A 21,466-nucleotide genomic window follows, 5' to 3' on the forward strand; every position below is an offset into this window, starting at 1 on the left:
TTTAGTAGGTGGGGGCGCCGCCTCGCCCGCCCCCCCCTCACCGGGGGGGGGGGGGGGCGGGCCTCCGGCGCCGGGGGGGGGGGGGCCCACCACCGGCACGGAGCCCAGTCTCGCCCCCTCCACCGCTTCGCGGTCCCCCTCCCCCGTTTCACGGGGGAGGAGAGAACTTCGACTTCCCCTTCTCTTCCTCTCAAGCCATCCTCCCCGCCAAACGGCCGTTCGGCCTGCGAGGGGATGGAAATGCACAAGACGATCTGGGCCGCGCTCGCGGTCTCCATGGGGCTGGCCGGAGCAGCCTGCGCCCAGCCGGCGCCGACGGGCCCTCAGCCGAAGAACGACTACACCCAGGACGCCGCCTGGCTGTGCCGCCCCGGCCGCCAGGACGCCTGCGCCCAGGACCAGACCGCCACCATCGTCGCCGCCGACGGGTCGACCAGGGTGGAAACCTTCAAGGCCGATCCCAAGGCCCCGATCGACTGCTTCTACGTCTATCCGACCGTGTCGACCGACAAGGGCGGCAACAGCGACATGACCATCGATCCGGCCGAGACCATCGTCGCCGAGCAGCAGTTCGCGCGTTTCGGCCAGGTTTGCCGCACCTTCGCGCCGATGTACCGGCAGGTCACCCTGGCGGCCCTGCGCCAGGTGATGCAGGGCAAGGCTTCGCCCGGCGACGAGAACCTCGCCTACAATGACGTGCTCGACGCCTGGAAGGACTATCTGGCCCGCGACAACCGCGGCCGCGGCGTCGTGCTGATCGGCCACTCGCAGGGCTCGCGCGTGCTGCTGCGCCTGCTGGCCGAGGAGATCGACGGCAAGCCGATCCAGAAGCAGCTGGTCTCGGCCCTGATCATCGGCATGAACACGCCCATCGATCCGGCGACCGACGCCTATGGCGGGATCAAGATGTGCCGCCAGCCGGGCCAGACCGGCTGCATCGTCTCCTACGTGTCGTTCCGCGCCTCGAGCCCGCCGGCCGAGCCGGCCTTCTTCGGCAAGGCTGAAGGCGCCAAGCGTGCGGCCTGCGTCAACCCCGCGGCCCTGGCCGGCGGCGAGGCGCCCCTGCACAGCTATTTCAGCGACAAGACCATCGCTGGCGCGCCGCGCAAGACGCCTTGGGTGAAGGGCCAGGACGTGACCACGACCTTCGTCTCGACGCCCGGCCTGGTGACCGCCGAGTGCGCGACCAGCGGCCCTTACGACTACCTGGCGATCAAGGTCCACGGCGACCCGGCCGACCCACGCGTCGACGACATCCCCGGCGACCTGATGGTGCTGGGCTCGCCGCTGAAGGCCTGGGGCCTGCACTTGGCCGACGTCAACCTGGCCATGGGCGACCTGGTGGCGCTGGTGGAAGCGCAGGGGAAGGGCTGGAAGTAGCAATCAAGTCCCTCTCCCCTTGCGGGAGAGGGTGGCCCCGCGGAGCGGGGTCGGGTGAGGGGTCGCACCAACAGAAACGCCGCGGCGGCTTTTCAGCTGTCGCGGCGTTCTGCGTCTGAGAGACCCCTCATCCGTCGGCTAACGCCGACACCTTCTCCCGCAGGGGGAGAAGGATCCGGGTCATTTCCCCGTCACGCCCTTGAAGATCCCCATGCCCAGCACGAGGGCCACCAGGAAGATCACTAGGAACAGGAAGAACAGGATCTTGGCGACGCCGGCCGCGGCGCCCGCGATGCCGGTGAAACCGAGCGCGCCGGCGATGATGGCCACCACGGCGAAGATCAGAGCCCATTTCAGCATGGGTAAGCTCCTTGCACTGGGCCCGCGTGATGCAGGCTTCACAGGATCAACGTCGCCTTGGCGCGCGTCGTTCCTTGTGTTCGAGGGCGCGCGCCGCTAACTCCAAAGCCATGGCCGCCAAGCCCGAGAACCCCACCGAACCCTTCAAGCGCGCCCTGGCGCACGCCGCCCGCTCGCTCGCCGAGACGCCGGACCTTGAGATCGTGTTTTCGGGCGAGTCGCCGGGCCTCGTGGGCAACCGCGCCGTGCTGCCGCATCCGCCGCGCGACCTGTCCGGCCCCGACGCCGCCCGCCTGCGCGGCATGGCCGACCAGATCGCCCTGCGCCTGGCCCACCACGACCCGTCGACCCACGCCCGCTCTCGTCCGGCCGCGCCCGACGCCCAGGCGATCTACGAGTCGCTGGAACAGGCCCGCATCGAGGCCATCGGCGCCAACGCCCTGGGCGGGGTGCGCGCCAACCTGACCAGCGTGCTCGAGACCCGCCTCGAAAAGCAGGGCCTGACCCGCGCCGTCGCCTTCGACCGCAACAACGCCCCCATGGCCGAGATCCTGGGCCTGATGGTGCGCGAGCGCCTGACCGGCGACGCCCCGCCCGATGGCGCGAAGGCCCTGGTCGAGATCCTGCGCGCCGATATCGAGAGCAAGGCCGGCAAGGACCTCGACCGTCTGGCCGCCGCCGTCGACGACCAGGCCGCCTTCGCCAAGGTCACCCGCCAGATCCTGCGCGACCTCGACCTTGGCGACGACGTCAACGACGCCACCGAGAGCTCCGACGAAGACGAGGGCGACGACGACAACCCCACCGACACCGCCGACGACGATCAGGGCGACGGCGAGGGCGAGCAGACCGACGGCTCCTCGCCGCAGGAAAGCGAGTCCTCGGACCGCGAGAGCCAGGCCGGCGACGAGGAGATCGTCCAGTCCGAGCAGGAGGGCGAGCCGCAGGACAGCGACGAGACGCCCGACATGGGCGACGGCGCCAAGCCCGCCCGTCCGGACTCGTCGGCCGACAAGGGCGGCGAGCCGGCCTACAAGGTGTTCACCACGGCCTATGACGAGGTGGTCTCGGCCGAGGAGCTGTGCGATCCGGACGAGCTGACGCGCCTGCGGGCCTATCTCGACCAGCAGCTGTCGGCCCTCTCCAGCGTCGTTTCGCGCCTGGCCAACAAGCTGCAGCGCCGCCTGCTGGCGCAGCAGAACCGCGCCTGGACCTTCGACCTCGAGGAAGGGATGCTCGACGTCGCCCGGCTGACGCGGGTGATCATCGACCCCACCGCGCCGCTGTCGTTCAAGCAGGAAGAGGACCAGGAGTTCCGCGACACGGTCGTGACCCTGCTGATCGACAACTCCGGCTCGATGCGCGGCCGCCCGATCATGGTCGCCGCCGTCTGCGCCGACATCCTGGCCCGCACGCTGGAACGCTGCGGCGTCAAGACCGAGGTGCTGGGCTTCACCACCCGCGCCTGGAAGGGCGGGACCAGCCGCGACGAATGGATCAAGGCCGGCAAGCCGCCCTCGCCCGGCCGCCTGAACGACCTGCGCCACATCGTCTACAAGGCCGCCGACGCGCCCTGGCGTCGGGCGCGCAAGAACCTGGGCCTGATGATGCGCGAGGGTCTGCTGAAGGAGAACATCGACGGCGAAGCCCTGATGTGGGCGCACCAGCGGATCATCGGCCGGCCCGAAGCCCGCCGCATTCTGATGGTGATTTCCGACGGCGCGCCGGTGGACGACTCCACCCTCAGCGTCAATTCGGGCCACTATCTGGAGCGGCATTTGCGGCAGGTCATCGCCGAGATCGAGGGCAAGAGCCCCGTCGAGCTGATCGCCATCGGCATCGGCCACGACGTCACCCGCTACTACCGCCGCGCGGTCACCATCGTCGACGTCGAGCAACTGGGCGGGGTGCTGGTCGAGCAGCTGGCCGCCCTGTTCGACGAGGAGCCGCGCACGGCCGTGCGCGCCCGCGGCCTGCTGCCGCCGCCGCCCACCGTCGTGCCCCAGGCTCCCAAGGCCGCCCGCAAGGTTTCGGCGTGATCGGACTGCGCAGCCTGCTCGTCCTGGGCCTGGCCGGCGGCATGCTGGCCCAGTGCGGGCCCAAGCCCGCCCCGCCGCCGCCCGTCGTGCTGCCCGCCGCCCCGGTCAAGGTCGGGCCGGAGATCGGTCTCACCACCACCCCCGTGCCGCTGAACGCCTCGGACGCCAGCCAGACGGCCGTCGGCCGCTTCGTCTATGCCGGCGGCATCCACATCACCAGCGCCGACACCAGCCGCCTGCATGGCCTGTCGGACCTGATCCTCACCGACGGCAACGGCCTGGAGGCGATCACCGACGACGGCGACCGCTTCTCGGCCAAGCTCCAGCTCGACGCCAACGGCCGCCTCGTAGGCCTCACCGACGGCAAGCTGTCGCCCCTGCTGGGCGTCGACGGCCAGGGCCTGCGCGGCAAGACCGAGGGCGACGCCGAGGGCCTGGCCCGCCTGCCCAACGGCGAGCGCCTGGTCAGCTTCGAGCGCGATCACCGCATCTGGCGCTACGCCGTCGGCGCCGACGGCCAGTGGAGCCGCCCTGCTCCCGCCCCCAAGCCCGCCACCGTCTTCCCCGACAACGAGGGCATGGAGGCGATCACCGCCTATCCGGCCGCCGGCCCCGACGCCTATCTGGTCGGCGGCGAGGAGGGTGAGGCCTGGCTGTGCCGGCTGTCGGCCAGCTGCCAGTCGATCGCCCCGCAGACGCCCAACGACTTCACCTGGGGCCTGTCGGGCTTCGCCGCTTTCCAGGGCAAGGCCCTGGCCACCCTGCACCGGGCCTACGACCCCGTGCGCGGCTGGCGCGCCCAAGTGCGCTTCCTGCCCGATCCGCTGCTGCCGGCGGCCAAGCAGTATCCCCTGGCCACCCTGATGCTGGACGGCCAGGTCACTCGCGACAATTTCGAGGGCGTCGCCCTGGCCGCCGGCCCAAATGGGGCCACGCGGATCTACCTGCTGTCGGACGACAACGGCGGGTCGATGAACCAGCGCACCCTGCTGCTGGCCTTCGACTGGACCCCGCCGCCTCCCCAGCCGGCGCCGCCTCCCGCTCCGCCGAAGAAGAAGCGCCGCTAGCCAGAGCGGCAGGGGCGCCGGCTCCGAGTCGCGCTTTTTCACCGCGATCGCCGCCAAACCCAGCCGTCGGTTGTGGTGCCTGGGCAACAGCGGCCCGTCGGCGCCTCCGCCTCAAAGCCCGGGATCGCCCGTTGGGCGGCCCTGCCGCTCACCGCCGCCATCGGGGTCAGGACCTTCCCGCCGATAGCCCGAAGTCGGGTCCAGGCTCGCACGCAGCGACACGATAAAGGGATAATTTCACCTGAAACTAACCGGTTTTGAGGCGCTTATTTGCTGCACATCCTGCCTTTTGCGCACGCACCGTTCGCCGGCGTCGTAAAAAATTGACACCGGGAGCCAAAAAGGCACTTGATATGACAACGCTGTCAGCACTATCTAGTTCGTGACGGCGACGAACTGGCGAGATCCGGTCGGCCGTCAGAGGAACGCATCGGGAGGAGGTTGATCCCAACCCCCTTTCCGGAATGACTGAAATGCAACGTGTGTTTGTTCTGGCCGCTTCGGCCATCGCTCTCCTGAGCGCCCCCGCCGCTTTCGCCGGTGAAGTCACCGTGAAGGTCGCCGGCCGCACCACCGCCGCCGTGCACGCCGACATCGTCAAGGCCGCCACCTCGGTGTGCCAGGAAGACAACGGCTCGACCACCTACGGCGCCGACGTGCTGCCCTACTGCATCCGCGACGTGGCCCGCGCCGCCGTCGAAAAGGTCGGCAGCCCGACCCTGACCGCCTACGACAAGACCCAATGGCGCTCGAACGGTCTGGTGAAGACCGCCTCGGCCCGCTAAGCGCTCTCACGCCTTAGCCCATCGGGACCAGAGCCCGCGGAGCCCCCGCTCCGCGGGCTTTTGCTTGCCTGGAGCGCCGACCATGACACCGGTAACAAACGCGTGAAATCAATGACTTCGCTCACAGGTTGCGGCAACATGACTGTTGATAACTGATCAGCGATGAGCTATGGCTGTTCTCCGGCGACAGAGCGGGCGAGATCCTGGACCAGTCGCCGGAGGAACGCGTCGGGAAGCGGTCGATCTGAACCGCGCGCTTGAAAGCGCCGCCCGACCCGGAATCCCACCCATGATCCGCTCCGCCGCTCTCGCTCTCTCCGCCCTGGCCCTGCTGGCCGCCGCCCCGGCCGGCGCCGCCGAAGTCCGCGTCAAGGTCGCCGGCCGCGCCGCCGCCGACGTCCGCGCCGACATCGTCAAGGCCGCCTCGACCGTCTGCTGGCAGGACGTCCGCGGCGAGTCGCTGGCCATGTACCTGTACCCGGCCTGCGTCCGCTCGTCGGTCAACGACGCCGTCGCCAAGCTCGGCGACGCCGACCTGATCGCCTACAACGCCGCCAACCCGGCCAAGCCGCTGGAAATGGCCGCCCGCTAAGGCGCAGCCAGCCCCGCAAGGCTTCAAGAGCCGCCGTCGCCCCGCGACGGCGGCTTTTTTGTTTCCCTCTCTCTTTGAGAGAGGGAGGGGCCCGCGCCGAAGGCGTGGGAGGGTGAGAGGTTTCACCGCTGGCCGGCAGACCTCGAAACCTCCAGCTGCGCCCCCTCCGCAGAAGCGACGCCCTGGAGCCAAAGCAGGAGGGAAAGCTCACCCTCCCAGACGCCCTATCCGGAGAGTTTGTCACCTCTCACCCTCCCACCGCTTCGCGGCGGGCCCCTCCCTCTCTCTCAGAGAGAGGGCCAGATAGAAAAACGCGAAAAAGCCCGCCAGGCGAACCTGGCGGGCTTTTCGTATTCGACCGCCAATCCTTAAGGACTGGAGGGCCGAAAGGCTTAGGCGGCTTGCGCGGCGGCCTTGGCCTTGGCCTTCACCTGGGCCTTGATCTTCAGGGCGCGCGGCGACAGCTGCTCGTCCTTGGCGCCCAGCAGGAACACGTCCAGGCCGCCCTTGAAGTCCAGGGTGCGCAGGGCAGCGTTGCTGATGCGCAGCTTGAAGGATTGACCCAGCGAGTCCGACTGCAGCGTGGCAGGCGACAGAGCCGGCAGGAAGCGGCGCTTGGTCTTGATGTTCGAGTGGCTCACGTTGTGGCCGATCATCGGACCGACGCCCGTGAGTTCGCAACGGCGCGACATGACGAGTACCTTGGGCTAGGCGAAGCCGAAGGCCCCGCGAACATAATGTCAGGCGCGCTTCCGGACAGGTCCGCCGCGCGAGAGGGGGCGATATAGGCGATGGAGCCTGCCAGAGTCAAGGCGCATGGGGCTTAAACGCCCGCCATCACCGCGCCTTCAATCGCGGTTCATCTGCGGCCACTTATATACGCGGCCATGAAGGAGTTCGACCGCATGCGTCTCATCGCCCTCGCCGCCCCCGCCCTCGCCGCTTCCGTGGCCGCCCTGGCCCTGGGAATGACCGCGACCGCGACGGCGCAGGCCGCCGCTTCCAAGCCGACGATTCTCCCGGGCCATTGGGAATACAGCTACCGCATCGGCATCATCCCGATCGGCAACGAGGACAAGTGCATCAAGCCGGCCGACGCCGCCCAGTTCTCCAAGGGCATCTGCACGCGCCGCTACAAGTGCGAATACACCACCAACCAGGTCGACGACGGCAAGATCGCCCTCAAGGGCACGTGGACCGACAAGAAGGGCCGCGCCGCCCCGGTCAACGCCAAGGGCAGCTACACCCCCGAGAGCTTCAAGCTCGACATCAAGATGAAGACCGTCGATGGCATGCCCCTGGCCGGCGTCATGAACGCCAAGCGCCTCTCAGCCACCTGCCCCGCCGACGTGAAGTAAGGCCGCGTGCGAGCGCCCTTCGCCGGCGCTCGCGGAACGCCGTTGTGGTTAAGCGCCGTTAAGCTACAATAGCTTGTAGGGAACAAATCCCGAATCGGACCGTGTCAGCGATTCGGTCCTGATTCGTTTCGTGCGCGTTCCCGCGCTTCAAGCCTTGCCGTTAACTTGGCTGTGGACGCCTTTCGGTTACCCCCACCAACCCGCATGCTCGCCACAACCAAGCGGCGCGCCGCGACCATGCTCCACCTGTGCGATTGACAGCCGGCGCCGCTCGGCCGAGCTTCGCCCCTCACCTATGAAGACGGGGCCGAGCCATGCAGGACGCCGAGCGGGAAGATCTGACCCGGTACGTCGTGGTTATGAACCACGAGGAGCAGTACTCGATCTGGCCCGCCGACCGCGAACTACCGCTGGGCTGGCAGAGCACCGGCTTCACGGGCCTCAAGAGCGATTGCCTGAAGTATATCGAGGAAGTCTGGACCGACATGCGCCCCAAGAGCCTGCGCGACAAGATGGACCGCGAGCGGTCCTAAGGGCCCTACTCGGCCGCCACCTTCACCGCCACGGCCTCCAGGGCCTGCGCCACGGTCGGGCCAGGATCGTCGTGGATCACCCGCGACAGGTCGCGGCCGTCGACCACCTGACCGCAGGCCTCGCAGGCCAGCTTGGGGTGAAAGTCGCAGCCGCAGGTCTTGTGCACGAAATGCACCGGGCCGTTTCCCACGCCATAGACGTGGCGATCGCCCCATTCGGCCATGGTCAGCAGCACGTTCGACAGGTCGCGCCCCTTGGCGGTCAGCACGTATTCGTGGCGCGGCGGACGCTCGGAATAGCGGCGCGTCTCCATCACACCATAGCCGACCAGGCTTTTGAGCCGCGCGGCCAGCACGTTGCGGGCCACGCCCAGCCGCTCCTGCCACTGCTCGAAGCGCCGCACGCCCTGGAAGGCGTCGCGCAGGATCAGCAGGGTCCAGGGATCGCCGACGACCTCGAGGGTGGCGGCGATGGCGCAGCGTTGCTGGCTATAGTCGGCGGTGCGGCCCATGGACGGGAAGGTGCGGCGTTCCGCGAGGGAATGCAAGGGGCGTTGCTTTTGAGTACGAACCTAGGTAAGTTTCTTATCGCAATTGACTCTCTCGGTTCATTGCTCGACTGACCGGCCGACGACGGGAGACGCCCTTCCGCCGCCGGCCGCTTCTTGCGCCCGACTATCGCGTCCACTCACGCGCAAGGCGCTTGCGCAAGCAGGCCGATAGAGGGCCTATTCCACCGCAAAACAAACGTATCGGGAGTTCGTCCATGTCCAATCGCGCCGATCCTGTGGTGATCGCCAGCTTCGCCCGCACGCCGATGGGCGGCTTCCAGGGCGCGCTGGGCGGGGTGAAGGCCACCGAACTGGCCGCGACCGCCGTCAAGGCCGCCCTAGAGCGCGCGGGCGTCGCGGGCGACAAGGTCGACCAGATCATCATGGGCTGCGTGCTGCCGGCCGGCCTTGGCCAGGCGCCGGCCCGCCAGGCCGCCCTGGGCGCGGGCCTGCCCAAGTCGGTCGAGGCCACGACGGTCAACAAGATGTGCGGCAGCGGCATGCAGGCCGCGATCATGGCTCACGACGCCCTGCTGGCCGGCAGCGCCGACGTCATCGTCGCCGGCGGCATGGAGAGCATGACCGGCGCGCCCTACCTGATGGCCAAGCACCGCGGCGGGGCCCGCATCGGCCACGACCAGATCTGGGATTCGATGTACCTCGACGGCCTGGAGGACGCCTACAGCCCCGGCAAGCTGATGGGCGCCTTCGCCGAGGACACCGCGGCCGACTATCAGTTCACCCGCGAGGCCATGGACGACTACGCGACCAAGGGCCTCGCAAAGGCCAAGGCCGCCGTCGAGAGCGGCGCCTTCGCCGCTGAGATCGCGCCTGTGTCGGTCACCACCCGCAAGGGCACGGAGACCGTCGACAGGGACGAGCAGCCGCTGAAGGCCGATCCCGCCAAGATCCCCACCCTGCGCCCGGCCTTCTCGCGCGACGGGGCGATCACGGCCGCCAACTCCAGCTCGATCAGCGACGGCGCGGCCGCCCTCGTCATGACCCGCAAGAGCGTCGCCGAAGCCCTGGGCCTGCCGGTCGTCGCCACGGTCGTCAGCCACGCCGCCCACGCCCACGAGCCGAGCCTCTTCACCACCGCCCCCGTGCCGGCGATGAAGAAGGCGCTGGACCGCGCCGGCTGGAGCGTCGCCGACGTCGACCTGTTCGAGGTCAACGAAGCCTTCGCCGTGGTGGCGATGATCGCCCAGAAGGAACTGGGCATCCCGGACGACAAGCTGAACGTCAATGGCGGCGCCTGCGCCCTGGGCCATCCGATCGGCGCGTCCGGCGCCCGCATTCTGTGCACGCTGATCTCGGCGCTTCAGGCCCGCAAGGCCAAGCGCGGCCTGGCCTCGCTGTGCATCGGCGGCGGCGAGGCCACGGCCATGGCGATCGAACTCGCCTAATTTGTGCCCAACATGAGGCATTTTGGCCCGCCGCGCGGCAAGAGCTTGCGCGGCGGGCCGGCAAGCGTTACCTGTTGACCTGCAAGCCTTCTTGGAACCCTTCCGACTTCATGCCCTCGCACCTGATTACCATCGCGCTCTTTACGACTGGCCTCTCGGCCGGCGTCGCGATGTGGTGCGCCATGATGTCGAAGATGAACCAGATTAAAACCGTGCCTGTCAGGACGGGGCAAAAACGGCGCGCAGACTAGGGACCTCCCTGGAAAACCAAGCCGAAGGATCACAAGATCCGAAAAAGCCCCGCCTCCGAAAGGAGCGGGGCTTTTTCGTTGCGTGGTCCGACGGTCCTCAAACTCAAAAGGATCTTCGAACATGAGCTACCTGCCTTCCCCACCCGCCTTCCACAGCGACGACGACGGCGTCACCGTCCACCAGCTGTTCTTGTCGGCCCAGGACGCGCCCAGCGCGCTGGACGCCGTCCGCCAGAGCCTGGCCGACTGCGGCGCCGAGCTGTGCAACCTGTCCCTCAAGCCCGTCGGCCAGCTGGTCGAGGCCAGCTTGCGCGTGCGTCGCCTCGGCGACCAGGCCGCCCGCCTGCTCGCCCGCGACCTGGCCGCCTGGCCCGGCGTCAACTCGGCCAGCGTGGAACACCAGTGGGTGCGCCCGTGAGTCTTGGCGACGTAAGCGAGCTCAAATCGGAAGACGACAAACGCCGTCTCTTCCTGGTGACCGCCGAAGACACGCCCGACGCCCTGATGCGGGTGCTGGGCGTGGCCAGCGTGCAGCAGGTGCGCCTGCGCGCCCTGACCGCCCAGCCCGAGGGCGCTGACATCGCCATCCGCCTGGAGATCGACGACCAGGGCGACGACCGGGCCCAGGTCCTGGCCGCGCGCCTGGCGTCGGTTCCGGTGGTGCGGGGCGTGGGCCACGGCTGGCGCTGATCGCCTCCATCCTTTCGCCGGCTCGATCCGTACCTATCTCGAGCTTCTGAAAGGACCGCCCATGATCCGTCGCCTCCTCATCGCCCTGGCCCTGTTGGCCGCGCCCCTGGCCGCCCTGCCGGCGTCCGCCTCCGCCGCCACCAAGACCGCCGTCTTCGCCGGCGGCTGCTTCTGGTGCATGGAGAACGACATGCGCGGCATCCCCGGCGTCGTGAAGGTCGAGAGCGGCTATACCGGCGGCCACGTCAAGAACCCGACCTACCGCGACGTGACCAGCGAGCGCAGCGGCCACTACGAGGCCGTCCGCGTCACCTACGACCCGGCCAAGATCGAGTATGCCTATCTGCTGTCGCGCTACTGGAAGCTGGTGGACCCCACCGACGACGGCGGCCAGTTCTGCGACCGCGGTCCCTCCTACCGCCCCGCCGTCTTCGTCGACGCCGATCAGCGCCCCGCCGCCGAACGCTCGCGCACCCTGGCCGCCCAGCGCCTGAAGACCGGCACGATGAAGGCCCAGATCCTGCCGCTGCAGACCTTCTGGCCGGCCGAGGCCTATCACCGCGACTACGCCAGGAACAACGCGGTGGAATACCACCTCTACCGCACCGGCTGCGGCCGTGATCGCCGGCTGGCGCAGGTTTGGGGGAAGTAATCCAACCCTCCCCCTGAAGGGGGAGGTGGCCCGGAGGGCCGGAGGGGGAAGTTGCTGATGAGTCGGCGACAAACGCAGACTCCGCAATTCCTTCCCCCTCAGTCGCTTCGCGACAACTCCCCCTTCAGGGGGAGTATTCAAAATTACAAACCTAATCTCTCGACATTCCCTCGCGGGCATGGAAACGTGGCTGCAACGATAGAGGGAGACGCCGCGCCGATGCTTCGCGCCGCTTTGTTCGCCACCGCCTGCGTGGCCGCCGCTTCCGCCCCCTTCCAGATGGCGCTCGCCCAGACCGCGCCGAAGGTCTCGGTCACCATCTACAACAGCAACCTGGCGCTCGTTCAGGACCAGCGGACCATCGACGTCGCCGCCGGCCGCCAGCGGCTGGAGTTCAAGGACGTCTCGGCCGCCATCCGGCCCGAGACCGTCAGCCTGTCCTCGCCCACCCTGGGCGTGGTCGAGCAGAACTTCGACTACGACCTGCTCACCCCCGACAAGCTGATGGAGAAGGCGGTCGGGCGGCAGATCAAGATCGTCCGCACCAATCCCGGCGACGGCAAGGAAACCACCGAGACCGCCACCGTCCTGGCCGCCAACGAGGGCGTGGTGCTGAAGATCGGCGACCGCATCGAGGTGCTGCGCGACGACGGCGTGCCCACCCGGGTGATCTTCGACAAGGTGCCCGAGACCCTGCGCGCCCGCCCCACCCTGTCGGTGACGGTCAACGCCGACAAGGCCGGTCCCACGCCGGTGACGCTCAGCTACCTGACCTCGGGCCTGTCGTGGGCGGCCGACTACGTCGCCCTGTTCGACGAGAAGAAGGGCGCGCTGGACCTGCAAGGCTGGATCACCCTGCAGAACAACTCCGGCACGGCCTTCGAGAACGCCCAGACCCAGCTGGTGGCCGGCAATGTCAGCCAGTTCAACAACGGCGGCGGCTATAACGGCGGCGCCACCTCGGCCGGGACCGAAGGCAGCGACCGCGAGCGCATCGCCGACTATTACATCTATCCCCTGCCCGAGCGGACCACGATCGCCTCCAACCAGAGCAAGCAGGTCGGCTTCCTGAGCGCCCAGGGCGTGGCGGCCAAGAAGGTCTACGAGGTGCGCGAGTACGGCTTCTCCACCGACGCCAACCCGCAGAAGGCCATCACCGCCATCCAGTTCAGCAATTCCAGGCTGAAGGGCCTGGGCGACCAGCTGCCGGCCGGGACCATGCGCGTCTACATGCGCGACCAGGCGGGCGATCCCAAGTTCATCGGCGAGAACAATATCGGCCACACCTCGGCCGGCTCGGAACTGTCGATCAAGACCGGCGAGGCCTTCGACGTCTCCAGCCAGGCGACCCTGGTCTCGCAGGAAAAGATCTCCAAGACCCGCTCGCGCTACGTGATGAAGTACCTGGTGCGCAACGCCCGCCCCGAGGCGGTGACGGTCGAGCTGCGCCAGGCCGGCCTGTGGCGTGACGGCAAGGTCACCGACGAAAGCCTGCCCAGCCGCCGCATCGACGCCCGCACCCTGGCCTGGAGCGTGCCCGTCCCCGCCAACGGCGAGACCGTCCTGACCTTCACGGTGGACAACGGCTGGTGAGGATGGGGCGCGCGACCAGATCCTCCCCCCGAAGGGGGAGGTGGCCCGGAGGGCCGGAGGGGGAAGTCCCTGCGGAGAGATGTGCGGTCGCTGGCGATAGCGGCTGCTCCCCCCTCCGTCGGCTTCGCCGACACCTCCCCCTTCGGGGGGAGGATCTGGGGCTGCGCTGCGCCCTCGCCGCCCTCGCCCTTCTGTCCCTCCCTCTCGCCGCCCCTAGCGCCTCTTGGGCGGACATCATCGCCTCGCCCGCCGCCGAAGCCGTCGCCGTCACCCTCTATCGCGACGGCCAGGGCCCGGTGCAGAAGCTGTCGCCCTGGGAAAAGCAGCAGGCCTTCGAGAAGGGCCTCGTCCTGGTCAGCGAGACCCGCACGGTCGAGCTGCCCGCCGGCCGCCACACCCTGCGCTTCGACGGCGTGGCCGAGGGCCTGATCTCACAGAGCGCAGCCATCGAAGGCCTGCCCTCCGGCGCGGTGGAACGGAACTACGACTACGCCCTGCTCAGCCCCGGAACCCTCGTCGAGCGCTCGCTCGGCAAGCCGGTCAAGGTGGTGCGCACCAACCGCGAGACCGGCCGCCAGTCCAGCGTCGACGCCACCCTGGTCCAGGGCCCCTCCGGCCTGATGGTCCGCACCGCCGAGGGCGTCGAGGTTCTGGGCTGCTCGGGCGGGGCCGAGCGCCTGGTGTTCGACCGCGCCCCCGACGGCCTGTCCAGCAAGCCCGCCCTGTCGGCGCTGATCGACGTGCCGATGGCCGGGCGCTACGCCCTGACCCTGACCTATCTGGCGATCGGCGTGAACTGGCAGGCCGACTATGTCGCCACCCTCAATCCCGACGGCCGGACGCTGGACCTGCTGGGCTGGCTGACCCTGATGAACAGCTCGGGCACCAGCTTCGCCGACGCGCCCACCCAACTGGTGGCCGGCAAGCTGTCGCGCGTGCCGGTCAGGATCAACCGCGCGCGCGTGGTTCCGGTGCGCCGCGACTGCTGGCCGATGGACACCACCACGCACGGCCAGGCGATCCCGATGGATGTGGGCGGCATGCCGGCGATGATGGCCCCGCCGCCTCCGCCCCCTCCCCCGCCGCCGCCCGCGCCGGCCATGGAGATGCGCTCGGCCGTGGCGGCCAAGCGCACCATGGCCGAGCAGTCCGACCTGGGCGACTACAAGCTCTACACCCTGCCCGAACCGGTGACGGTGGCGGCGCGGCAGACCAAGCAGATGGCCTTCCTCGACCAGAAGGACGTCCGCTACCAGCGGCTCTACGTCACGACGGTCAGCCCCTGGAACAGCTATGACGACGATCAGCCCGTGCGGCCGCCGCAGGTGGTGCTGCGCCTCGACAACAAGGCCGCCGAAGGCCTGGGCAAGCCCCTGCCCTCCGGCGCCCTGTCGGTGATGGAGACGATCGGCGACGTCCCCGCCTTCGCCGGCGAGCAGGCCGTGCGCGACGTGGCGGTCGGCGAACCGGTCGACCTGGCGATCGGCTGGGGCATGGACGTGCGCATGCGTCCGCGCCTCGTCGAGGACAAGCGGGCCGGCAAGACGACGGTGCGGCGCACCTACGAGGTCGACCTCGCCAACAACAAGTCTATCCCGGTCACCTTCGAGGTTCGCCACGACCCGAACGTCGAGTTCTTCAAGGTGGTGTCCGAGCCGTCCAAGCACGACATCCGCCAGGGCCAGGTGGCCTGGCGGGTCACGCTGAAGCCGGGCGAGAGCCGGGTCTTCCGCTACGCCGTCAAGCACGCGGGCTGACACCATCCCGGCGTGTCACAAGCGCCACAGCAACCAAGCGATGCGCAGGATCGGCGAACACCGGTCTTGCGGCGGCGCGCGACGCATGACATTTGCCGCCTCCCGATCAGAACTCCGGAGCCGAACCGCCGCATGACCTTCCTCGTCGCACAGCTGAAGCCGCCGATGACGGCGGAATGGCGCGCGTCGACCAAGGCGCGCCCGGCCCTTCGCCCCACCGTTTCCAACCGCTGATCGCGGCCGCTCCGGCCGCGTCCGGAGCTCTTCGATGTCCATCCTGCCCCTGGCCGGGCCGTCCGCGACGGCTTCGCCGCTGCTGCGCCTGATCGCGCCAGACTATGCCGACACGCTGGCCACCCTGTGGCCCGCGCCCCATACGCCGTTCCTGACCGCCCCCGCCGCGCGGCGCCACCTGGTCTGCCTGATGCTGGCGGTCGAGCCCGCCGGCCCTGCGCCGCTGGAGGTCGCCCGCCTGCTGGAGGAGCCGCTGCGCAAGGCCGTGCGCCTTGTGCTTGATCCGGCGCCCGACGGCCTGCGCCGGGCGCTGGAGCACCTGGGCGAGATCGCCTGGAGCCCGGCCGACTACCGCGTGCTGCTGGTGCTGATGACCGAACCGGCCGCCGCCAAGCGGCTGCGCCACGCGCCGGCGATAACGCCCGACGAGGTGCGCACGCTCGACGCCCTGCCGCCGGCCGTGCGCATCCACGGCGGAGGGCCGATGCGGATGGGTCCCGCCCAGGCGGTGCTGCTGGCCGAGGCGCATGCGGCCCTGTCGCGTCGCCTGTCGCCGGCGGTGCTGACCGAGCGCATCGCCGCCTGGGCTCGTGCGCCCGACACCAAGGCCCTGTTCGCCCTGGTGGCCGAGGACTTCCGTCTCGACCCGCCGGCGCCGCCGCATCCGGGCACCGCGCGGCTGCGGCCCCTGGCGGACGCGGCGGCCATCCGCGACGCGGCCCGCCGCTATCGCAACTGTCTGGAGAACTACATCGACGACGCGCTCGACCGGCGCAGCGCCATCTACGAGTGGCTGCCCGAGCCGGGCGCGGTGATCGAGCTGACGCCCGACGGCATCTTCGGCTGGCGGCTGGACCAGGCGCGGCTGCGCAGCAACAAGGCCGTGGACGAGGCCACCCGCGAGGCCATCGTCGGAGAACTTCGGGGCATGGGGCTGCACGTCGGGCGCAGCGCCTGGCAGATCCGCAACGCGCTGGACCGCGCCGCCGCGCCGGACTTCAAGCTCGAACCCGTCGATGCGGCGATCGCCGAATACTTCACCGGCTTCTGACGAAGCCGGTGAAGACCGGCCTGCCGCCTTAGAACGGCAGGATGTTGCGCTGGCGGCTGTAGGCCAGGTAGCCGACGTTGGCGCCCAGACGCAGGCCCACGCCCGCGCGGATCGGGGCCAGGACGATGGTGTCGGCCTTCTGATAGTTCACGCCCAGGCCGCCCACGAGATAGGCGCTGCCCTCGACGCCGGGGAAGCGGCGGAAGATGGCGTCCGGATATTGCAGGTTATAGCACAGGGTGAAGACGCGGCTGGCGTTGCCGCCCCAGTCCCAGCCCACCGACGGGCCCTGCCAGTACACTTCCTGGGTGGGACGGTTCTTCATGTAGAGCAGGCCGCGGCCGTAGCGCAGGCCCACAGCGATGGCGGCCGAGCCTTCCTCGCCGGCGACGTAGCCCGTGGGCTGGCCACGCTCGCGGAAGATCCGCTCGATCGCCGCGCCGGCGCTCTCGGCCGTGACGCCCAGGAAGTCGGACGTCGCGCGGACCATTTCGTCGGCCGAGTAGGTCGCCGCCGCGCCGGTGTCGTAGGCCGGACCGTTCGGATCGGGGTTGCGCGGCTGCGAGGTGCTCGCGCAGGCGCCCAGGCCGGCGGAGGACAGGCCCGTGGCCATGCCCGAAAGGATCAGCTTGCGGCGGTCCATGTGTCTTTCTCGCAGCTCCAACGTGTCGGCACTGTCACAGGCTTTCATGTCGGGTTTGGGGCGCGTTGCTTAACGGCGGGTTAAGCATGTTCCCCGCACCCCGGGCTCGAAAGCTCAGCGCGCGGTGCGCTCCACCAGGTCCGCCAGGTGCTCGGCTGCGTCCGGCACGGCCACCGAGCGGGCGCCCTTGGCCATGCGGGCCAGGCGCTCGGGGCTCTTGAGCAGGGCGTTCAGCGCCCCGGCCAGGGCGTCGACCGTCAGTTCGTCCTCAAGGCACACGGCCGCGCCGCCGGCCTCTTCCAGCAGCTTGGCGTTGAAGCGCTGGTGGTCGTCGGCGGCGATCTTCAGCGGCACCAGGATCGACGGACGGCCGGCCACGGCCAGCTCGCAGCAGGTCGACGAACCGGCGCGGCCGACGACGATGTGGCTCTGGCGCAGACGCCCGGCCATGTCGCGGAAGAACGGCGCGACCTCGCAGTCGACCATGGCGTTGCGATAGATCTTGCGGGCGTGCTCCATGCTCTCGGCGCGGGCCTGCTGGAACACCTTCATGCGGCCGCGCATCTCTTCGGGCAGCTTGGCGATGGCCTCGGGCACCAGCTCCGACAGCAGGCGTGCGCCCTGGCTGCCGCCGGTGACCAGGATGCGCAGCTGCACCTCGGGCGGCAGATAGGCGACCTGCGCCAAGTCGCGGATCTCCGGGCGCACCGGGCTGCCCACCACATGGGCGCGGGCCTTCACGGCCGGCTTGGCCATCTGCAGGGTCGGGAAGGCGCAGGCCACTTCGGTGACATAGGGCGCCAGGAAGCGGTTCACGCGGCCCAACACCGCGTTCTGCTCGTGGATCACGGTGGGGCGCTTTTCCAGCAGCGCCGCCAGCAGCGCCGGCAGGGCCGGATAGCCGCCGAAACCGACCACGATCGACGGGTTCAGGCGGGCAAAGGCCTGCTTGGCCTGCAGCACGCCCTGGGTGACCGCGATGCCGGCCTTGATCATGCCGATCGGGTCGCCGGCCTTGGCGGTGGCGGCCGACAGGGCCAGCCGCTCCTCGGCCGGGAACTTGTCGGCGTAGAACGCCCCGCGCTCGTCGGTGGCCAAGACCACGCGCCAGCCGCGGCCGATCAGGGCTTCCGACAGCGCCTGGGCGGGAAACATGTGGCCGCCGGTGCCCCCGGCGGCGACGATCGCCAGCTTGCCGCTCATCAGGCCAGATCCGCCGAACGCATGGCGGAAACCAGGAAGGTGTTACGCAACTGCAGTCTCCCTAACCCGAGAGCCTTCAGTCGAAGGCGCCGGTCTGGCCGAACGGTCCGCCGCCGCCATAGGACCCGGGCCGCTTGCGCGTCAGCGCCAGCGCCATACCCAGGGTGAGCCCCATGGCCAGCATCGACGAGCCGCCGTAGCTGATGAACGGTAGGGTCATGCCCTTGGTCGGGATCATGTTCAAGTTCACAGCGACATTGATGAACGTCTGCTGGCCCAGGAGGACGAAAAGCCCGGCCGAAGCGACCTGCTCGAAGGGGTCGGCGAGCTTCATCGACTTGTAGAGCCCGCGCACCACGATGAAGGCGAACAGGCTGATCAGGGCCAGCGAGAAAACGAGGCCGTACTCCTCGGCGGCGACCGAATAGATGAAGTCGGTGTGCAGGTCGGGCACGTGGCGTTTCATGACGCCCTCGCCCGGACCCCGCCCGAACAGGCCGCCGGCATGGATGGCCTCGGCGGCGCGGGTCACCTGGTGGGTGTCGGCCTGGTCGGGGCTGAGGAACTTCTGCACGCGGGCGTGCACGTGGTCGAACAGGAAGTAGGTCGAGGCCAGCCCGCCCAGCGCCACCGCGCCCAGGCCCATGATCCACGAGATCGGCACCCCCGCCATCCAGAACGCGGCCCCGAAGGCGATGGTGATCAGCACGGTCTGGCCGACGTCGGGCTGCATCAGGAGCAGGGCCACGGCGATGAAATAGAGGCCAAACGCGATCGACACGCCGGGCACGCCCTCGCCCTTCTGGCCCTCGGCGAACATCCACGAGACCAGGATGATCAGGGCCGGCTTCATGAATTCCGACGGCTGGAAGGTGAAGCCGCCGATCATCAGCCAGCGGGCCGCGCCCTTGGCGCTGTGGCCGATGAACGGCAGGGCCGCCATGACGCCGATCGCCACGATGTAGATGAAGAACGCCGCCCGCCGGATGCCCTTGGGGCTGAGCATCGACACGGCCAGCACGATGGTCGCCGCGCCCACGCCGAACACCAGCTGGCGGATGGCGAAGTGGAACTGGTCGTCGATGCCGATCCGCTGGGCGGCAGCCGGGCTGGAGGCGAACGACAAAAGCACGCCCAGCGTCACCAGGATCGCGGTTGCGCCCAGCAGCCAGCGATCGGTCGTCCACCACCACACCCCGAGGGGCGAGCGGTCGGTCCGGGCGAAGGCGTGGGCGGTCTGCTGGCGCATGGGGGCAAGAGTCGGGCGTTACGGTTAATCGAGTCTTGCCGCCGGCCGCGACGAAATCACGGCCGGCGCGATTTTTCCCCGCTATCCCACAGGCTTGACCTCGGGCTGGGCCGTGGGAGCGTCGGCCGGGCGACCGTACTCCCAGGCCTTGGCCAGCGGCAGCACGTGATCATGCAGGGCCTTGCCGAAGCGCACCGACTGCATCTGGATGGCGGCGTGGCCCGTACCCGGCAGCACCACCAGCTCCTTGCTCGGCGCCTGCAAGCCGTCGAACCAGGGTTTGACGAAGTCAGGATGGTCGTACTCGCCCTGGATCAGCACCATCGGCATGGCGAAGTCCCGGCCCAAGGGCGCTGCCTTCCAGACGTGGTTGGCGTTGTAGACGGCCAGCGAGCGCTGGCGGCGGACGATCCTGCCGGCGTCCTTGTGGGTCAGGAGATCGGTGATGCTCCAGTCGGGCATGGCCAGCGCCTGGCGATAGAGCTGGGCGTCGCTCTTCCTTGGGCCCTCCGTCTTCAGATAGACCGGCTCGAGGGCGTCGACCTCCTTCCAGCGGCTGGGCGGATCGTAGGGCGGCGGCCCCAGGGCGGTCAGCTTGGCCAGCAGCTCGGGATGCTTGCCGGTCTTGGCCACCGCCAGCATGTGGTCGTAGACGTGCCGGTCGCGGCCGGAATTGTCGACCGCCTGGCCCGTGCCGACATAGACCGAGAACAGATCGGGCCGCTTGCGGGCCATGGTCAGCGACACGCGCGAGCCCCACGACCAGCCCATCACGGCGATGCGCGGCTTGTGCAGCTTGTTGCGCAGATGATCGGTCAGGGCCAGGCCGTCGGCCACGAAGCTGTCCAGGCCCTGGTTCGGATCGATCTTGCCGCCCGCGCGGGCCAGGCTCTTGGCGTGGTCGCGGCGGTCCCAGTGAACGACCGTGAAGTCCTTCTCCCAGCTCTTGTAGTCCTCGGCGAACAGCGAGGTCGGCATGCCGCCGCCGTGCACGACCAGCAGCACGGGGTTGTTGATGTTCTCGCCCCGGATCACCACCCATTGCTCACCGCTGGGCAGCTTGACGAAGCCGCTTTCCTGGATGCCGTCCTTGGCGTCGATCCGCAGCCGCTCGGCCGTCTGATGCTGGAAGAACGCCCGCGTCGCCGCCGCGCCTCCCACGACCGCGATCGCCGCCGCCGCAACGCCGATCGCGCCCCGACGCAGCCATATCTTGAGAGTGCCCATGCAGTGCCCCTGGTGTGAAATTTACAATCGTAGACTGCGATGAATGAGACCGACTCTACAAGTGTAATTTTCAATACAACCGCCTGCCACGAGCCCTTCCATCGAGATGCTCCCCCTGAAGGGGGAGCTGTCGCGGAGCGACTGAGGGGGAAGCAATTGCGGGGTGAGCGGCTGCTGTCGACTTCATCAGACACTTCCCCCTCCGGCCCTTCGGGCCACCTCCCCCTTCAGGGGGAGGACCTTCGCGTACCGACGATCTCCGATTGCTGGACGCGCCGACGAAACCGGTGGATGCTGCTCCTTCAACGGTCCAGCTTGGGAGGGCTTGATGACCGCAGTGAACACCCTGTCCGCCGGGGGCAAGACCCCGTGGCACGTCTGGCTGGTCGGCGTGGTCGCCGTCCTGTTCAACGCCATCGGCGTCTTCGACTTCGTGATGAGCATGACCCAGGGCGAAGCCTACATGGCCAGCGCCGGCATGACCCCCGACCAAATCGCGCACTATCGGCAGATGCCCGCCTGGATGACCGGCGTGTGGGCCATCGGCGTGTTCGGGGCGTTCGGGGCCTCGGTTCTGGTGCTGCTGCGCCGCAAGCTGGCGTTCGGCGTCTTCGCCGTTTCGCTGGCGGCGTTCCTGGTCAGCCTGCTCTACACCTACGCCCTGACCGACGGCGGCAAGGTGATGGGCCAGCAGATGGCGATCACCAGCGCCGTCATCGCCGCGCTGCTGGCGTTCTTCACCTGGTACGCCTGGGCGATGGGCAAGCGCGGGGTGCTGAGGTAGGGCGACCGGCTTTCCGCAAAAGCATTCGTCATCCCGGCCGCAGCGAAGCGGAGAGCCGGGA

At 69.0% G+C, this 21,466-nt stretch carries 22 protein-coding genes and 1 pseudogene; 15 read left to right on the forward strand and 8 right to left on the reverse strand.

All coding sequences use genetic code 11. The features are described 5' to 3' along the window. Positions 1 to 75: 75 nt before the first annotated feature. A pseudogene (locus tag P7A99_RS25200) lies at positions 76 to 162 on the reverse strand (hypothetical protein); the annotation flags it as partial. 78 nt (positions 163 to 240) lie between these two features. On the opposite strand from P7A99_RS25200, the gene P7A99_RS10915 reads away from it, so the two are divergent. After that, the gene (locus P7A99_RS10915; RefSeq protein WP_277793906.1) at positions 241 to 1,380 is read left to right on the forward strand and encodes a DUF3089 domain-containing protein; all 1,140 of its coding nucleotides are present in this window, start codon (positions 241 to 243) and stop codon (positions 1,378 to 1,380) included. A gap of 180 nt (positions 1,381 to 1,560) precedes the next feature. Here P7A99_RS10915 and P7A99_RS10920 read toward each other — a convergent pair whose 3' ends face one another. After that, positions 1,561 to 1,740 carry a DUF1328 family protein gene (locus P7A99_RS10920; RefSeq protein WP_058346966.1) on the reverse strand — a complete coding sequence of 60 codons (180 nt, stop codon included), beginning with the start codon at positions 1,738 to 1,740 and terminating at the stop codon, positions 1,561 to 1,563. Positions 1,741 to 1,850: 110 nt separating this feature from the next. Here P7A99_RS10920 and cobT point away from each other — a divergent pair, with 110 nt between their 5' ends. The 4 genes from cobT (at position 1,851) to P7A99_RS10940 (ending at position 6,223) form a co-directional block, all read left to right on the forward strand. Then, positions 1,851 to 3,779 (forward strand): cobaltochelatase subunit CobT, encoded by a 1,929-nt coding sequence (gene cobT / locus P7A99_RS10925; protein WP_277793907.1) that lies wholly within the window; start codon positions 1,851 to 1,853, stop codon positions 3,777 to 3,779. Then, the gene (locus P7A99_RS10930; RefSeq protein WP_277793908.1) at positions 3,776 to 4,846 is read left to right on the forward strand and encodes an esterase-like activity of phytase family protein; all 1,071 of its coding nucleotides are present in this window, start codon (positions 3,776 to 3,778) and stop codon (positions 4,844 to 4,846) included. Before cobT ends, P7A99_RS10930 begins: the two co-directional genes overlap by 4 nt. A gap of 473 nt (positions 4,847 to 5,319) precedes the next feature. Further along, positions 5,320 to 5,631 (forward strand): hypothetical protein, encoded by a 312-nt coding sequence (locus P7A99_RS10935; RefSeq protein ID WP_277793909.1) that lies wholly within the window; start codon positions 5,320 to 5,322, stop codon positions 5,629 to 5,631. Positions 5,632 to 5,920: 289 nt separating this feature from the next. Beyond that, positions 5,921 to 6,223, forward strand: a complete 303-nt coding sequence (locus tag P7A99_RS10940) for a hypothetical protein (protein WP_058346489.1) — start codon at positions 5,921 to 5,923, stop codon at positions 6,221 to 6,223. Between the two features lie 392 nt (positions 6,224 to 6,615). Here the strand turns inward: P7A99_RS10940 and rpmB are convergent, their stop codons facing one another. Continuing rightward, positions 6,616 to 6,915 carry a 50S ribosomal protein L28 gene (rpmB, locus tag P7A99_RS10950; RefSeq protein ID WP_277793910.1) on the reverse strand — a complete coding sequence of 100 codons (300 nt, stop codon included), beginning with the start codon at positions 6,913 to 6,915 and terminating at the stop codon, positions 6,616 to 6,618. A 213-nt stretch (positions 6,916 to 7,128) separates the two neighbouring features. Here rpmB and P7A99_RS10955 point away from each other — a divergent pair, with 213 nt between their 5' ends. Further along, positions 7,129 to 7,581: a DUF3617 domain-containing protein gene (locus P7A99_RS10955; protein WP_277793911.1), complete on the forward strand. Its 453-nt coding sequence runs from the start codon at positions 7,129 to 7,131 to the stop codon at positions 7,579 to 7,581. Between the two features lie 314 nt (positions 7,582 to 7,895). Further along, positions 7,896 to 8,114 carry an MbtH family protein gene (locus P7A99_RS10960; protein ID WP_277793912.1) on the forward strand — a complete coding sequence of 73 codons (219 nt, stop codon included), beginning with the start codon at positions 7,896 to 7,898 and terminating at the stop codon, positions 8,112 to 8,114. Positions 8,115 to 8,119: 5 nt separating this feature from the next. On the opposite strand, the gene P7A99_RS10965 is transcribed toward P7A99_RS10960, so the two are convergent. After that, entirely contained in the window at positions 8,120 to 8,626 is a 507-nt protein-coding gene (locus P7A99_RS10965) for a winged helix-turn-helix transcriptional regulator (RefSeq protein ID WP_277794065.1), read from the reverse strand. Positions 8,627 to 8,880: 254 nt separating this feature from the next. Here P7A99_RS10965 and P7A99_RS10970 point away from each other — a divergent pair, with 254 nt between their 5' ends. The 7 genes from P7A99_RS10970 to P7A99_RS11000 all read left to right on the forward strand — a co-directional run bounded on the left by P7A99_RS10970 (position 8,881) and on the right by P7A99_RS11000 (position 16,299). After that, positions 8,881 to 10,071, forward strand: a complete 1,191-nt coding sequence (locus tag P7A99_RS10970; RefSeq protein WP_277793913.1) for an acetyl-CoA C-acyltransferase — start codon at positions 8,881 to 8,883, stop codon at positions 10,069 to 10,071. A 372-nt stretch (positions 10,072 to 10,443) separates the two neighbouring features. Then, positions 10,444 to 10,740, forward strand: coding sequence for a hypothetical protein (locus P7A99_RS10975; RefSeq protein ID WP_101715332.1), 297 nt, complete (start codon positions 10,444 to 10,446; stop codon positions 10,738 to 10,740). Further along, entirely contained in the window at positions 10,725 to 11,012 is a 288-nt protein-coding gene (locus P7A99_RS10980) for a hypothetical protein (protein WP_277793914.1), read from the forward strand. The genes P7A99_RS10975 and P7A99_RS10980 overlap by 16 nt, the downstream gene beginning before the upstream one ends. Positions 11,013 to 11,073: 61 nt before the next feature. Beyond that, positions 11,074 to 11,664, forward strand: coding sequence for a peptide-methionine (S)-S-oxide reductase MsrA (gene msrA / locus P7A99_RS10985; RefSeq protein WP_431307658.1), 591 nt, complete (start codon positions 11,074 to 11,076; stop codon positions 11,662 to 11,664). Between the two features lie 279 nt (positions 11,665 to 11,943). Next, positions 11,944 to 13,257, forward strand: a complete 1,314-nt coding sequence (locus P7A99_RS10990; protein ID WP_431307664.1) for a DUF4139 domain-containing protein — start codon at positions 11,944 to 11,946, stop codon at positions 13,255 to 13,257. A 296-nt stretch (positions 13,258 to 13,553) separates the two neighbouring features. Beyond that, a complete protein-coding gene (locus P7A99_RS10995) occupies positions 13,554 to 15,014 on the forward strand; it encodes a DUF4139 domain-containing protein (RefSeq protein ID WP_277793916.1) in 1,461 nt (486 codons plus the stop codon). Between the two features lie 268 nt (positions 15,015 to 15,282). Next, positions 15,283 to 16,299: a hypothetical protein gene (locus tag P7A99_RS11000; RefSeq protein ID WP_277793917.1), complete on the forward strand. Its 1,017-nt coding sequence runs from the start codon at positions 15,283 to 15,285 to the stop codon at positions 16,297 to 16,299. Between the two features lie 28 nt (positions 16,300 to 16,327). Here the strand turns inward: P7A99_RS11000 and P7A99_RS11005 are convergent, their stop codons facing one another. The 4 genes from P7A99_RS11005 to P7A99_RS11020 form a co-directional block, all read right to left on the reverse strand. Further along, positions 16,328 to 16,942, reverse strand: coding sequence for a DUF1134 domain-containing protein (locus P7A99_RS11005; RefSeq protein WP_277793918.1), 615 nt, complete (start codon positions 16,940 to 16,942; stop codon positions 16,328 to 16,330). A 114-nt stretch (positions 16,943 to 17,056) separates the two neighbouring features. Continuing rightward, positions 17,057 to 18,145 carry an undecaprenyldiphospho-muramoylpentapeptide beta-N-acetylglucosaminyltransferase gene (murG, locus tag P7A99_RS11010; protein WP_277793919.1) on the reverse strand — a complete coding sequence of 363 codons (1,089 nt, stop codon included), beginning with the start codon at positions 18,143 to 18,145 and terminating at the stop codon, positions 17,057 to 17,059. Positions 18,146 to 18,221: 76 nt separating this feature from the next. Beyond that, on the reverse strand, positions 18,222 to 19,394 hold the full coding sequence (gene ftsW, locus P7A99_RS11015) for a putative lipid II flippase FtsW (RefSeq protein ID WP_101720078.1): 1,173 nt from the start codon (positions 19,392 to 19,394) through the stop codon (positions 18,222 to 18,224). A gap of 81 nt (positions 19,395 to 19,475) precedes the next feature. After that, positions 19,476 to 20,621 (reverse strand): alpha/beta fold hydrolase, encoded by a 1,146-nt coding sequence (locus tag P7A99_RS11020; protein ID WP_277793920.1) that lies wholly within the window; start codon positions 20,619 to 20,621, stop codon positions 19,476 to 19,478. A 328-nt stretch (positions 20,622 to 20,949) separates the two neighbouring features. On the opposite strand from P7A99_RS11020, the gene P7A99_RS11025 reads away from it, so the two are divergent. Continuing rightward, positions 20,950 to 21,405, forward strand: coding sequence for a hypothetical protein (locus P7A99_RS11025; protein WP_277793921.1), 456 nt, complete (start codon positions 20,950 to 20,952; stop codon positions 21,403 to 21,405). Positions 21,406 to 21,466 lie beyond the last annotated feature (61 nt).

Source organism: Caulobacter endophyticus (genome assembly GCF_029543245.1).
Taxonomy (GTDB): domain Bacteria; phylum Pseudomonadota; class Alphaproteobacteria; order Caulobacterales; family Caulobacteraceae; genus Caulobacter; species Caulobacter endophyticus_A.

Coding starts and splice junctions, on each gene's coding strand:
- P7A99_RS10915 (WP_277793906.1), top strand. CDS start 241: ATGCACAAGACGATCTGGGCCGCGCTCGCGGTCTCCATGGGGCTGGCC.
- P7A99_RS10920 (WP_058346966.1), bottom strand. CDS start 1,740: ATGCTGAAATGGGCTCTGATCTTCGCCGTGGTGGCCATCATCGCCGGC.
- cobT (WP_277793907.1), top strand. CDS start 1,851: ATGGCCGCCAAGCCCGAGAACCCCACCGAACCCTTCAAGCGCGCCCTG.
- P7A99_RS10935 (WP_277793909.1), top strand. CDS start 5,320: ATGCAACGTGTGTTTGTTCTGGCCGCTTCGGCCATCGCTCTCCTGAGC.
- P7A99_RS10940 (WP_058346489.1), top strand. CDS start 5,921: ATGATCCGCTCCGCCGCTCTCGCTCTCTCCGCCCTGGCCCTGCTGGCC.
- rpmB (WP_277793910.1), bottom strand. CDS start 6,915: ATGTCGCGCCGTTGCGAACTCACGGGCGTCGGTCCGATGATCGGCCAC.
- P7A99_RS10955 (WP_277793911.1), top strand. CDS start 7,129: ATGCGTCTCATCGCCCTCGCCGCCCCCGCCCTCGCCGCTTCCGTGGCC.
- P7A99_RS10960 (WP_277793912.1), top strand. CDS start 7,896: ATGCAGGACGCCGAGCGGGAAGATCTGACCCGGTACGTCGTGGTTATG.
- P7A99_RS10965 (WP_277794065.1), bottom strand. CDS start 8,626: ATGGGCCGCACCGCCGACTATAGCCAGCAACGCTGCGCCATCGCCGCC.
- P7A99_RS10970 (WP_277793913.1), top strand. CDS start 8,881: ATGTCCAATCGCGCCGATCCTGTGGTGATCGCCAGCTTCGCCCGCACG.
- P7A99_RS10975 (WP_101715332.1), top strand. CDS start 10,444: ATGAGCTACCTGCCTTCCCCACCCGCCTTCCACAGCGACGACGACGGC.
- msrA (WP_431307658.1), top strand. CDS start 11,074: ATGATCCGTCGCCTCCTCATCGCCCTGGCCCTGTTGGCCGCGCCCCTG.
- P7A99_RS10990 (WP_431307664.1), top strand. CDS start 11,944: ATGGCGCTCGCCCAGACCGCGCCGAAGGTCTCGGTCACCATCTACAAC.
- P7A99_RS11000 (WP_277793917.1), top strand. CDS start 15,283: ATGTCCATCCTGCCCCTGGCCGGGCCGTCCGCGACGGCTTCGCCGCTG.
- P7A99_RS11005 (WP_277793918.1), bottom strand. CDS start 16,942: ATGGACCGCCGCAAGCTGATCCTTTCGGGCATGGCCACGGGCCTGTCC.
- murG (WP_277793919.1), bottom strand. CDS start 18,145: ATGAGCGGCAAGCTGGCGATCGTCGCCGCCGGGGGCACCGGCGGCCAC.
- ftsW (WP_101720078.1), bottom strand. CDS start 19,394: ATGCGCCAGCAGACCGCCCACGCCTTCGCCCGGACCGACCGCTCGCCC.
- P7A99_RS11020 (WP_277793920.1), bottom strand. CDS start 20,621: ATGGGCACTCTCAAGATATGGCTGCGTCGGGGCGCGATCGGCGTTGCG.
- P7A99_RS11025 (WP_277793921.1), top strand. CDS start 20,950: ATGACCGCAGTGAACACCCTGTCCGCCGGGGGCAAGACCCCGTGGCAC.